This is a genomic window from Agromyces humatus (genome assembly GCF_021228295.1).
Lineage (GTDB): Bacteria > Actinomycetota > Actinomycetes > Actinomycetales > Microbacteriaceae > Agromyces > Agromyces humatus.
Genome location: NZ_JAJQPD010000006.1, coordinates 228,523 through 240,621, shown reverse-complemented (window position 1 = coordinate 240,621; position 12,099 = coordinate 228,523). Strand labels below are relative to the sequence as shown.

Genomic DNA, 12,099 nt, shown 5'->3' with positions numbered 1-12,099 from the left:
TGGTGATGTGGTCGAATCGGCGCGGTGCGCGCCCCGAGCTGCCGCGGCTGCGCCCGCGAGTCGTGCCGACCGATTTGACCCGCGTCGATTTCACCGAGCTCGTCCCCGAACCGGTGGCGTTCCTGGGGCAGGCCGCGTACATCCAGCTCGACTTCTTCGAGTCCCTTTCGCGGGCGGTGGCGACGGCGCCGACCCTCGCCGCGAAAGAGGGCCTGAGCGCCGCAGCAGGAGTCGCACTGCGCAAGCACCACGCACTCATCGCCGAGCTGCGCCGACTCGACGTCGAGCCCGAAGCCGTGATGGCGCCGTTCGCCCCCGCCACCGACCGGCTCGGTGAGTCGACGGCGGGCGCCGACTGGTACGAACTGCTCCTCGGCATCCACGTCACCTCGGGCATGCTCGACGACTACTTCTCGCGCCTCGCCGAGGGACTGCCCACCGAACTCGGCACGCGGGTTCGCGCCATCCTGCACGAGGCGGGCGCCGCAGGCGTGCTCGAATCCGAGTTGCGCGCGGCGATCCGGGCCGACCCTGGCCTTGCCGACCGGCTCGCCCTGTGGGGGCGCAGCATCGTGGGCGACACATTGCTCATCGCGCGGTCGGCGTTGCGGGCCAGTGACTCGGCCGATCGGTCGGGCGAACGCGTCGAACCGGTGTTCACCGAGCTCATCGCCGAGCACACGCGTCGCATGGACGCGCTCGGTCTCACCGCCTGAGCCGCACCCGACCGGCCTCAGCGCGACCCGCGTCGCGACATCCGCTCAGGCGCGCCCGCTGCCCGGACGCGACAGCCGCTCGAAGAGCGCGACGTCTGCGCGCTCGCGACCCGGCCCGATGAGGTACGCGGACGCCGCGGATGCGAGGCCGGCAGCCACGAGCGAGACGACCCAGATCCAGCCGCCGTCCCAGGCCCAGCCGAGCCAGGTGAGACCGACCCAGACGACCGCCGCGACGGCAGTGCCGATGGCGGGCACGACGACGACGCCGCGCAGGTGCCGGTAGTGGAAGGCGAAATGAGCGGCGACGCCGAGGATCGCTCCGCCGACGGCGACGAAGAGGAGTTCCATCGTCAGGCGACGAAGCCGACGCGACGCGACTCCTCGGAGCCGATCTCGACATAGGCGAGCGCCGCGGCCGGAACCACGTAGACGGTGCCCTTGTCGTCGGAGAGCTTGAGCACCGGCGACTGCCCGGCGAGGGCGGCGGCGACCGCCTGCTCGACCTCGGCGGCCGACTGGGAAGTCTCGAAGCCGAGTTCACGGGGTGAGTGCTGGATGCCGATGCGAACGTCCACTGTACGCCTTTCTCCTGTTGCTGAAACACTACGACACCCGACGTGCCGAGCCGTTCGCGTTCACTGTCGGCGGAACGGGTTAGCGTTGCGCCCATGCAGGGCACCCGGTCCGTTCCCGACCTCCTCGAACAGCTCGTCGCGGGCGATCACACGGCGGTGTTCGGCGCGCCCGGCAGCGGCAAGACGACCCTCGCGATCGAGCTCGTCGCCGATCGCGTCGAGCGACTCGGGTACTCCACCGACGACGTGCTCGTGGTGTCGGCCACCCGCTCCGCGGCCACCTCGTTGCGTGATGCGCTCGCGGTACGGCTCGGGGTCACCACCCGGGGTCCGCTCGCCCGCACGGCGAACTCGATCGCGTTCCAACTCGTCCGTGCCTATACCGAGGCGCCGGTCACGCTGCTCACGGGCGCCGAGCACGACCACATCATCAGCGAGCTCCTCGAGGGCGGCATCCGCGACGGCTTCGGCCCGGAGTGGCCCGATCCCCTCACACCCGAGGTGCGCTCGCTGCGCGGGTTCCGCTCCGAGCTGCGCGACCTCATGATGCGTGCGGTCGAGCACGGTGTCGAGGCCGTGCAACTTTCAGAACTCGGTCGCCGCGCCGGGCGGCCCGAGTGGGTCGCCGCGGGGGAGTTCCTCGCGGAGTACGCCGAGGTGAAAGAGCAGCTGCGCCCGACCCAGTTCGACTCGAGCGAGCTCGGCGCCTTCGCCGCGGCGATCGTGCGGCGCAGTGCCGATGATTCCGGTGCGGTGCGAGCGCTCGGCACCCTGGCGGGGTTGCGCCTGCTCGTCGTCGACGACGCGCAGGAGGCGACCGAGACCACGGCCGCGCTGCTGGGCGCCTTCGCCGCGCGCGGCACCCAGGTCGTGGCGCTCGGCGACCCCGACGTCGCGAGCAACGGCTTCCGGGGTGGCCGCCCCGAGTTGCTGGGCTCGCTCGCGGGTGTGCTCGACGGCGCCGAGGTGCGCCGCGTCGACCTGCCGTCGGTGCGCCGCGGAAACGCGGCGCTCCGGGGCATCGTGCAGTCGACGACCGCGCATATCGGCACGGCGCTCGGCGGCCGGCATCGCTCGGCGGCGGTGGCGCCCCGGCACGACTCCTCCGCACCGGTGGCCGACGCGCTCGTCCCGGTGCTCGGCATCGAGGCCCCGTCGCACGCCGCCGAATGCCAGGCCGTCGCCGGCGTGCTGCGCGAGCGCCATCTGCTCGATGGCGTGCCCTGGTCGAAGATGGCGGTGGTCCTGCGGTCGGGTGGCGACGTGCCCGCGTTCGAACGCGGGCTCGCGCTCGCCGACGTGCCCACGGCCGGCAGCGCGGCGCGCACGGCGCTGCGCGACGCACCGACGGCGGCGGCCCTGCTCGCGGCGGCGTCGCTCGTGCTCGAGCGTGAACCGCTCACCCCCGAACTCGCCATCGCGCTGCTGACCGGGCCCATCGGGCGCCTCGACGGTGTGGGCCTGCGGCGGCTCCGCCTGGCGCTGCGGCACGACGAACTCGCGGCGGGCGGCGATCGCACGGGCGACGAACTGCTCGTCGACGCGCTCGCCGCGCCGGGTGGTTTCGAGACGATCGACGCAGCACCCGCCCGTCGCGCCGCTCGGCTCGCGAAGGTGCTCGCGACTGCACGAGCGGTCGCCCTGAGCGGGGGGTCGATCGAGGACGTGCTGTGGGCGCTGTGGGACGGCAGCGGGCTCGCCACCGAGTGGGGCGCGCAGGCGCGCGGCACGGGCGTGCTCGCCGATGAGGCGAACCGTGCGCTCGACGCCGCGGTCGCGCTCTTCGCCGCGGCGCAGCGCCACGTCGAGCGCGAGCCCGACGGGTCGGCCGCCAGGTTCGTCGACGAGGTCCTGGCGAGCGAGCTGCCCGAAGACTCCCTGGCGCCCCAGCGCAGTGCCGAGACCGTGGTCGTCGCGACACCGCCGTCCCTCATCGGCCGCTCGTTCGAGGTGGTGGTCATCGCGGGCCTGCAAGACGGTGTCTGGCCGAACCTGCGTCCGCGGGGCACACTGCTGCACGCGGGCCTCCTCGCCCGAGCCGCGGCGGCCGCACGGTCGGGAGTGCCGTTGCCCTCGCCCGAGGGTGTGCCCGCCGCGCGGGCGTCGGTACGCGGCGATGAGCTTCGCCTGTTCGCGCTCGCGGCATCGCGCGCCGAGCGACAGCTCGTGCTCAGCTGCACCGCCAACGACGACGAGCAGCCCTCGATGCTCATGGGCTGCGCCCCCGATCGCATCCGTGCGGGTCGACGGCGTCCGCTGCACCTGCGCGGGCTCGTGGGCGCCCTTCGCCACGAGGCGGTCGCGTCCCCGTCGGGCGAGGCTCCGGCAGCGCTCGCCCTGCTCGCCGAGGCGGGCGTGCCCGGCGCTGATCCGGCCGACTGGTACGGCCTCGCCGAACCATCGACCGTCGCCCCCCTCGTCGATCTCGACGGCGACCCCGAGGCACTCGTGCCGATCTCGCCGTCGCAGATCGATCGTGCCGAGGAGTCGCCGCTCGGCTGGTTCATCGATCACGTCGCCTCGCCGCCTTCGGGCGTCGCCGCGTCGATCGGCACGCTCGTGCACGCGGTCGTCGAAGAGGTCGGCGCGCGCGACGACGGCGATACGAGCATCGAGACGATCTGGTCGGCCGTAGAGGCGCGGTGGCGCGAACTGCGGTTCGATGCGGGCTGGGTCGCCGAGCGCGAGCGGCGGGGCGCCCGCAAGATGGCCGAGGGCGCAGCCGACTACCTGGCGAACTTCGCCGACGACGGCAAGGTGCTGCTCGGAGCCGAGGGGCGGTTCACGCTCGTCGTCGATCGAGTGCGCATCTCCGGAACGATCGACCGGGTCGAGGCATCCGCCGACGGAACGACGGTCATCGTCGACCTCAAGACGGGCCGCACCCCGCCGACGGGCGAGCAGACCGCGGCGCATCCGCAGCTCGCGGCCTACCAGCTCGCAGCTCGCGTCGGCGAGATCCCGAGCGGCGGCGTTCTGGGGGGAGCCAAGCTCGTCTACCTCGCGAAGCCCGCACGTGGCGTGGCATATACCGAGCGCGTGCAGCAGCCGTTCGACGAGGCCGCCGAGGCGGCGTTCCGCGAGCGGCTCGCCGCGGTCGGGCACACGATGGCCGGCAGCGAGTTCGAGGGGCCCGCCGAACTCGGCTACCGATCGCGATTCGCCGGCTGGCAGTACCGCGTGCACCTCGTTCCGGCGGTGTCCGCGTGAGCGGTACGAGCGGGGCAGCGACCCGCGCAGTGCTCAGCGCGCTCGAGATCGCCACCCGGCTCGGGCTGCATGCGCCCACCCCCGAGCAACGCGCCGTGATCGAGGCCGACCCGCGCGGCCAGAGCATCGTGGTCGCGGGGGCCGGCAGCGGCAAGACCGAGACCATGGCGAACCGCGTCGTCTGGCTGCTCGCGAACGGCCACGTCGACGTGCCCGAGGTGCTCGGGCTGACGTTCACGCGCAAGGCCGCCGCCGAGCTCGCCGACCGCGTGCGTCAGCGCGTGTCGCAACTCGTCGACGAGGGCATCGCCGACGTCTCGCTCGATCCGCTGGAGTCGGCGTCGGTCGGCACGTACAACGCGTTCGCCAGCTCGATCTACCGCGAGCACGCGATGCTCATCGGGCGCGAGCCCGACGCGGCCGTGCTCGGCGAGGCATCCGCATGGCAGTTGGCCCGATCGGTCGTCGCCGCGTCGACCGACCCTCGGCTCGTCGAACTCGACGCGACACTCGACCGCATCACGGCGGCGGTGCTCTCGCTCAGTCGATCGCTCGCCGAGAACGTCGCCGACAGTCGCGACGTGCGGGCGATGGCGCGCGACTTCCTGCAGATGCGAGGCCTGCCGATCGAGGCGCCGCGCAAACGCACCGACTTCGCGTCCTTCGTCGACGCCCTCGGCGTCGTCGACGCGCTGCCGCCGCTGCTCGAACTCGCCGACGCCTACGCCACGGCGAAGCAGCAGCGCGGATACGTCGAGTTCTCCGACCAGATCGCGCTCGCGCTCGCCATCTGCGAGCAGCACCCCGAGGTCGTGGCGGCTCACCGTGAGCGGTATCGAACGGTGCTGCTCGACGAGTACCAAGACACGAGCGTCGTGCAGACGCGACTGCTGTCGACGCTCTTCGCCGACCAACCCGTGATGGCGGTCGGCGACCCCGACCAGTCGATCTACGGCTGGCGGGGCGCGAGCGCCGCGAACCTCGCGCGCTTCGGGCGTGACTTCGCGCGACAGGCGTCGGCGAGCGTGTACGACCTGTCCACGAGCTGGCGCAACCCCCGCATCGTCCTCGACGCGGCGAACGTGCTCATCGCCCCGCTCGACGCCGGGATCCCCAAGGCGCCGCTCACCGCGTCGCCCTTCGCGGGGCCGGGCCGGCTCGACGTCGCCTGGGCCGAGACCGTCGAAGACGAGGCCGACAGGGTCGCGGAATGGTTCAAGCGGCGACTGGGGCGTGGCGCCGGCGACGGGGCGAGTGGGGCGCTGCTCTGTCGCACCTTCGCGAACGTGGGTGTCTTCACCGCAGCGCTCCGCGCTCGGGGCGTGCCGGTGCACGTGCTCGGAATGGCCGGGCTGCTCGACCAACCGGTCATCGCCGACCTGGTGTGCGCGTTGCGCGTGCTGCACGACCCGACCGCCGGGTCAGAACTCGTCCGCGTGCTCGGCGGCGCCCGGTGGCGCATCGGCCCAGCTGATCTCGCCGCGCTCCACGGCCTCGCGAAGTGGCTCGTCGACCGCGACCTCTCGACACGTCGCCTGGCCGACGAGGTTCGCGCCGGCTTGCGCGCCTCGATCGCCGCCGACGAGTCGCCCTCGATCGTCGACGCCCTCGACTTCCTGTTGAACGCACCCGACACGCATTCGGCGCTTCGCGGCTTCAGCGCGATCGGCCTCGGGCGCATGCGTCGAGCCGGCGCGCAGTTGCAGTCGCTGCGCCGGCGTGCCGGGCTGGGCCTCGTCGACTTCGTGAGTCTCGTGCAGCAGGAGCTGCTGCTCGACATCGAGGTCGCCGCGAATGCCGCACAACCGCTCGGGGCCCCGAGCCTCGAGGCGTTCGACGAGCTGCTCTCCGCATTCGTCGACGTGGCCGAGCACCCCACGCTCGGTGCGTTCCTCGGCTGGCTCACCGAGGCCGAGCAGCGCGACCGCCTCGCACCCCGCCAAGACGATCCCGAACCGGGTGCCGTACAGGTGCTCTCGATCCACGGCTCCAAGGGACTCGAGTGGGATCTCGTCGCCATTCCGAGGCTCGTCGACGCCGAACTGCCGTCGAAGCCGCGTTCGGCCAGGGGCTGGCTGGCGTTCGGCGAGCTGCCGAACGAGTTCAAGGGCGACGCCGACGAGTTGCCCGAGCTGCAGTGGCGCGGCGTACAGAGCCAGGCGGAGTTCGATCAGGCGGTCTCGGCGTTCGCCGAAGAGAACCGCGAGCGGCACGCCGATGAAGAGCGACGCCTCTCCTACGTCGCCCTCACCCGCGCTCGCGCCGAGCTGCTGCTCACCGGCTCATGGTGGTCCACCCAGAAGGCGCCCCGGCAACCGAGCCCGTTCCTGCGCGAGCTCGTCCAGGCCGACATCATCCCGGTCGACGTGTTGCCGACCGCACCGAGCGCCGATGAGAACCCCCGCGGCGATCTCGGCGAGCGGCCGCGCTGGCCGCTCGACCCGCTCTCAGCACGACGCACGGCGGTCGTGGCCGCAGCCGATGCCGTGCGTGCCGCGGCCGAACTTCCGAGCGGATCGGGCATCGGGCCGCGACTCGCCGAGCACCTGCGGCTGCTCCTCGAAGAGCGTCGCCGCCGCGACGAGGGCGACGCGGTCATCGAGATCCCGGCCCGCGTGCCGGCGTCGCGGTTCAAGGACTATGTCGACGACCCGGCCGCGGTGGGTGCGGCCCTGCGCCGGCCGTTGCCGCAGCGGCCGTTCCGGGCCACTCGCCTCGGCACGCTCTTCCACGAGTGGGTCGAGCATCGCTCGACCGGTGAGGGAGCGGCATCGGCGCTCGACGACCTCGACCGGCTCGACCCGTTCGGACTCGGCCTCGGCCTCGGCATGGCCGCCGACGGGCTCGCCGCCGCCGGGCTTGCCGCCGACGGGCTCGCCGCTGACCGCAGTGGAGGCGATGGGCGCGGCGCGGTGGTCGACGATGCCTCGCCTGAGCGGCTGCGTGCCCTGCAGTCGACGTTCGCCGCCTCCGAATGGGGTCGTCGCAAGCCGCGCTCCGTCGAACTCGAGCTCCACCTGCCGATCGGCGCGAACGTCTTCGTGTGCAAGCTCGACGCCGTGTACGACGTCGACCCCGACAGTGAACTGGCGGCACGGGGCATCCGTGTGCAGGTCGTCGACTGGAAGACCGGAAAATCTCCACGCGACGCACGCGACCTCGAGCTCAAGCAGACGCAGCTCGCGCTCTACCGGCTGGCATACGCGAGCTGGGCCGGCATCGACCCCGAGTCGGTCGACGCGGTCTTCTACTTCGTCGAAGACGACCGCGTCATCAGGCCCGACGGGCTCTACGACGAAGCCGCGTTGCGCCGAGCCTGGTCGTCGGTGGAGGCGGCGGCGTCCGCCGCGCCCTCGGCCTGATCGCCGTCGGGTCTACTCGCCGTGCGATCGGCGGCCGCCGCACGATCGGCGCCCGGCTCGCGCTCGGCGGGGCGCAGCGGCGCCGCATCACCCCAGTCGCTGAGGTCGAGCGGCATCGGAGCGGTCGCGTCCATCGGCGGGGCCGGCCGTTCGCCCGCCGCGTGGCGTTCGAACTCCGAGACGTCGTAGCTGTCGGTCAGCAGGGCGCCACCGCGCTCGCGTGCGAGCCGATCGTGGGGCGTCTCATCGAGCAGCCGTTCGACGTCGCCGACGGCGAGGATCGGGCCGGTCTCGGGCGACAGCGGTTCGCTCGACCGGTCGTGCACGCTCTCGACGAGGCCGTCGAGCAGCCCGACGGCGTCGTCGATGATGGCGTCGTCATGGGCGTCGACGCCGTGCAGCAGCCAGCGGGCGAGTTCGAGCTCGCCGTAGAGCAGGGCCCGCTGCGGCAGGTGGGAGTCGGCACCGCCGTTGCGCGCGCCGACGTAGGCGCCGAGCGCCGACTCGGCGGCCTGGCCGCGCGACGTGAGCAGCCAGTGCAGGTCGCGGGCGGGGTCGCTCTCGGCGAGCGCCGCCCAGCCGAGCACCCCGCTCACGGTGTCTCCGTCGACGAGGATCGAGTCGGCCGTGAGGGCGCCGTTCACGACGGTCGGACGGAACCGCCAGAGCGCGGCATCGTCGGTCGCCTCCTCCCAACGGCGCAGGATCGCGGCAGGCAGGCGGCCCGTGTCGGCCGCCCGGCCGACGAGCTCGACGACCGCGTCGCGCGACTGCTCGGCGGTCTGGCGGGGGAGTCCGGCGTCGGCGATGAATCCGGTGGGCAGTGAGTGGATCGCGGCGACCGCGAGTCCGACGGATGCCGCGAGCCGGTCGTGTGCCGTCAGCTCATCGGCGCCCAGCATCGCGCCGGGAATGAGCTCCGTGACGACTCCGCGGGTGCCGTCGATGGGCGCCTGACCGACGAACGTGGGCACGCGGAACGCCAGCCGCGAGCGGATTCCGGGGCTCATCGCGCGAAGGGCGACGAGGTCGGCCGACTGCTCGGTCTCGGCAGCCTGCGAGCGCGGCACCCGGATGAGCAGGTGCCGGTCGTCGGTGGTGTGGAACTCGACGGCGTCGAACGCCCCGTGGCTGCGCCGCGTGTGGGATCGTGCCGCGCGCACCTCGAGGCCGGGCACTGCCGCCGTGGCCAACGCGGCTAAGGTGAGAGGAGGTCTGGCCATGGCACACAGCTTAAGCAGGCATCTCCGGCTTCGGGCGACCGCCACGCGTTCGGGCCGACACCGCATCGAGCCGCGAAGGGTGCACTGTGACCGATCCCGACCTGTCGGCGCCGCCGTTCGCTCGCGCCGTCATCGATCGAGACGCGGTGGAGCGCGACGACCCGGCGTTCGCCGCGCGGTTCGATGCCGATCCGGCCTCGCGGGTGGTCGCAGTGCGTGGCCACCGGGTGCTCATCTCCGAGCGCGTCGAGGGATCCGAGCCCGCGCTCGAGCTGCGGCATCCCGCCGACCTGCCGGCGCCGACGTTGCGCTGCTACCTGGGTCGCGACGGCGACACGCCCGTCGAGCTCCGTGTCTTCGACGATGCCGCAGCCGATCTCATCGAGCCCGAGGCCGCCCGCTGGCAGGGGCTGCGCACCGCGGCGCCGGTGCTGACCGCGAACCACACCGGCCTCGCGGTCGAGTCGATCGCACTCGCGAACTGGCATGCCGGTCACGCCTTCTGCCCTCGATGCGGCGCACCGACCGAACCGGTGCAGGCCGGTTGGGCGCGGCGTTGCGAGCGCGAAGGCAACCTCGTCTTCCCGCGCACCGATCCGGCCGTCATCGTGATCGTCACCGACGACGACGACCGGTTGCTGCTCGGCTCGAACGCACTGTGGGAGCAGCGCCGGTTCTCGCTGCTCGCGGGATTCGTGGAGCCGGGCGAGTCGCTCGAGTCCGCGGTCGTCCGCGAGATCGGCGAAGAGGCGGGGCTCGTCGTCGATCGCGTCGAGTACGTCGCCTCGCAGCCGTGGCCACTGCCCGCGAGTCTCATGCTGGGGTTCACGGCGCGTCTGGCACCCGGCGTCGACCCCGCGGCGGCGAAGCCCGACGGCGACGAGATCCTCGAGCTGCGCTGGTTCACGCGCAACGAGATCACCGCGGCGTTCGACGGAGTGGTGCTGCCCGGCGAGACGTCGATCGCGCGCTGGCTCATCGAACGCTGGTACGGCGGCCCCATCGACCCCGAGGGGCGCCTGCCTGCATGGCCGACGTCGTGACCTCGGTCGACGATCCGCTGCTCGCGGCGCTCGACGACGAGCAGCGCGTCGTCGCCGAGGCGCTGAACGGCCCGGTGTGCGTGCTCGCCGGCGCGGGCACCGGCAAGACCCGGGCGATCACGCATCGCATCGCCTACGGGGTCGCGTCGGGGTCGTACGACCCGGCCCGGGTCATGGCGCTGACGTTCACCGCGCGTGCAGCGGCCGAACTGCGCGCACGCCTGGGCCGACTCGGCGCGGGTGCCGTGCACGCGCGCACGTTCCACGCGGCGGCGCTCGCGCAACTCAACCACTTCTGGCCGATCGTCGCGGGCGGGTCGGCGCCGCGGGTGCTCGAGTACAAGGGGCGCCTCCTCGGCCAGGCCGCCGAGCGTGTGCGGCTCAGGGTCGACGTGCCCACGTTGCGCGACGTCGCCTCCGAGATCGAGTGGCGCAAGGTGGGCGGGCGCGGCGCCGAGGCCTTCCACGCGAGACTCGCGACGCGCGGTGCGCCCGGCAGCCTCACACCCGACCAGTTCCTCGCGCTCGTCGAGGCGTACGAGCAGCTGAAAGACGAGCGGCGCATGCTCGACTTCGAGGACGTGCTGCTCGCGACGGCGGGAATGATCGAGTCCGAGGCATCCGTCGCCATGCACGTTCGCGAAAGCTACCGTCACTTCATCGTCGACGAGTACCAGGACGTCTCGCCCGTGCAGCAGCAATTGCTCGAGCTGTGGCTCGGCGATCGCGACGACCTCTGCGTCGTCGGTGACGCCAGCCAGACCATCTACTCGTTCGCGGGGGCGAGCTCCGAGTACCTGCTGGGGTTCGAGCGGCGCTACGCCGACGCCACGGTCGTGCGGCTCGAACGCAACTATCGATCGACCGCCGAGATCGTCGGCACCGCGAACCGCTTGATGCGCGGTCGTGCGGGTGCGCTGCGGCTGGAGTCGGCGATCGAAGGCGAGAGCCGGGCGGATGTCCCGGAGCCCGACATCGTCGCGTACGCCGACGAGCTCGCCGAGGCGAGGGGCGTCGCGACCCGCATCCGCAACCGCATCGACGAGGGCGCGGCACCCGAGTCGATCGCCGTGCTCATGCGCGTGAACTCGCAGTCCGCGATCCTCGAGCGCGCCCTCGACGATGTCGGGGTGGGGTCGCGGGTGCGCGGGGCCGCGAGGTTCTTCGACCAGCCCGAGGTGCGCCAGGCGGTGCACGCGCTGCGCGCCGCCGCCCTCACGATCTCGGGCGAGCCGCTCTTCAAGTCGGTGAGCGACGTGCTGCGATCGCTCGGGTGGAGCGCGCAACCGCCCGAAGCCCCGGGCGCAGTGCGCAGTCGCTGGGAGTCGCTCAATGCGATCGCACGGCTCGTCGACGACGCGCCCGAGGGCACGACGTTCCGGCAGTTCGCCGACGACCTGCGGGCACGGGCCGAGGCGCAGCACGAACCGGCGCTCGCGGTCGTCACGCTCGCGACACTGCACTCGGCGAAGGGCCTCGAGTGGGACGAGGTGTTCGTCGTCGGCCTCAGCGAGGGGATGTTGCCCATCGCCTACGCCAAGGGCTTCGACGCGATCGACGAAGAGCGACGGCTGCTCTACGTCGGCATCACGCGGGCACGGCGACGCCTCGAACTGAGCTGGGCGCGCCAGGGTGGCGCGCATCGGGGCGAACGGGAGCCGTCGAGGTTCCTGCTGGAGCTCGGCAGCCGCACTCGGGATGCGGCCGGTGCGTCACGACCGACGGAGGCGCGCCGGCCGCGAGCGTGAGCGAAGCCCCTGCAAGGGCGCTGCGGCCGAGTCGCAGGTGATCGTCGACGGCGGATGCCGCGGCCGCGGCCGCGTCGAACGCCGAGCGGCGGCCCGGGTGCGGGGCGGGTCGCCCGGCGAGCTGCGCCGCGATCGCCGGCCACGCACCGTCGGCATCACGCCGGTCGAGCTCGACGCAGCGAAGGCACGGGCCGAGCCCGGGCTCGACGAACGGACCGA

The 12,099-nt window shown here is 72.8% G+C and carries 8 protein-coding genes; 5 read left to right on the top strand and 3 right to left on the bottom strand.

Going from position 1 to position 12,099, the window contains the following annotated elements; all coding sequences use genetic code 11:
• The first annotated feature begins 5 nt into the window (after positions 1–5).
• Positions 6–716 (top strand): ferritin-like fold-containing protein, encoded by a 711-nt coding sequence (locus LSF15_RS12160; RefSeq protein WP_232498880.1) that lies wholly within the window; start codon positions 6–8, stop codon positions 714–716.
• 45 nt (positions 717–761) lie between these two features.
• Here LSF15_RS12160 and LSF15_RS12155 read toward each other — a convergent pair whose 3' ends face one another.
• Complete coding sequence (locus LSF15_RS12155; RefSeq protein ID WP_232498800.1) at positions 762–1,067, bottom strand: hypothetical protein; 306 nt, start codon at positions 1,065–1,067, stop codon at positions 762–764.
• A gap of 2 nt (positions 1,068–1,069) precedes the next feature.
• Positions 1,070–1,294, bottom strand: coding sequence for a DUF3107 domain-containing protein (locus LSF15_RS12150; RefSeq protein ID WP_232498799.1), 225 nt, complete (start codon positions 1,292–1,294; stop codon positions 1,070–1,072).
• A 93-nt stretch (positions 1,295–1,387) separates the two neighbouring features.
• Between LSF15_RS12150 and LSF15_RS12145 the strand changes: the two genes are divergently transcribed.
• Positions 1,388–4,504, top strand: a complete 3,117-nt coding sequence (locus tag LSF15_RS12145) for a UrvD/REP family ATP-dependent DNA helicase (RefSeq protein ID WP_232498798.1) — start codon at positions 1,388–1,390, stop codon at positions 4,502–4,504.
• Positions 4,501–7,866, top strand: coding sequence for an ATP-dependent helicase (locus LSF15_RS12140; protein WP_232498797.1), 3,366 nt, complete (start codon positions 4,501–4,503; stop codon positions 7,864–7,866). The genes LSF15_RS12145 and LSF15_RS12140 overlap by 4 nt, the downstream gene beginning before the upstream one ends.
• On the opposite strand, the gene LSF15_RS12135 is transcribed toward LSF15_RS12140, so the two are convergent.
• Positions 7,794–9,089 carry a phosphotransferase gene (locus LSF15_RS12135; RefSeq protein WP_232498796.1) on the bottom strand — a complete coding sequence of 432 codons (1,296 nt, stop codon included), beginning with the start codon at positions 9,087–9,089 and terminating at the stop codon, positions 7,794–7,796. The genes LSF15_RS12140 and LSF15_RS12135 overlap by 73 nt on opposite strands.
• A gap of 86 nt (positions 9,090–9,175) precedes the next feature.
• On the opposite strand from LSF15_RS12135, the gene nudC reads away from it, so the two are divergent.
• Positions 9,176–10,132: an NAD(+) diphosphatase gene (gene nudC / locus LSF15_RS12130; protein ID WP_232498795.1), complete on the top strand. Its 957-nt coding sequence runs from the start codon at positions 9,176–9,178 to the stop codon at positions 10,130–10,132.
• A complete protein-coding gene (locus tag LSF15_RS12125; protein WP_232498794.1) occupies positions 10,117–11,880 on the top strand; it encodes an ATP-dependent helicase in 1,764 nt (587 codons plus the stop codon). The genes nudC and LSF15_RS12125 overlap by 16 nt, the downstream gene beginning before the upstream one ends.
• Positions 11,881–12,099: the final 219 nt, after the last annotated feature.

Bases quoted from the DNA above. Each gene is read 5' to 3' on its own strand.
- LSF15_RS12160 (WP_232498880.1), top strand. From the start codon at position 6: ATGTGGTCGAATCGGCGCGGTGCGCGCCCCGAGCTGCCGCGGCTGCGC.
- LSF15_RS12155 (WP_232498800.1), bottom strand. From the start codon at position 1,067: ATGGAACTCCTCTTCGTCGCCGTCGGCGGAGCGATCCTCGGCGTCGCC.
- LSF15_RS12145 (WP_232498798.1), top strand. From the start codon at position 1,388: ATGCAGGGCACCCGGTCCGTTCCCGACCTCCTCGAACAGCTCGTCGCG.
- LSF15_RS12135 (WP_232498796.1), bottom strand. From the start codon at position 9,089: ATGGCCAGACCTCCTCTCACCTTAGCCGCGTTGGCCACGGCGGCAGTG.
- LSF15_RS12125 (WP_232498794.1), top strand. From the start codon at position 10,117: ATGGCCGACGTCGTGACCTCGGTCGACGATCCGCTGCTCGCGGCGCTC.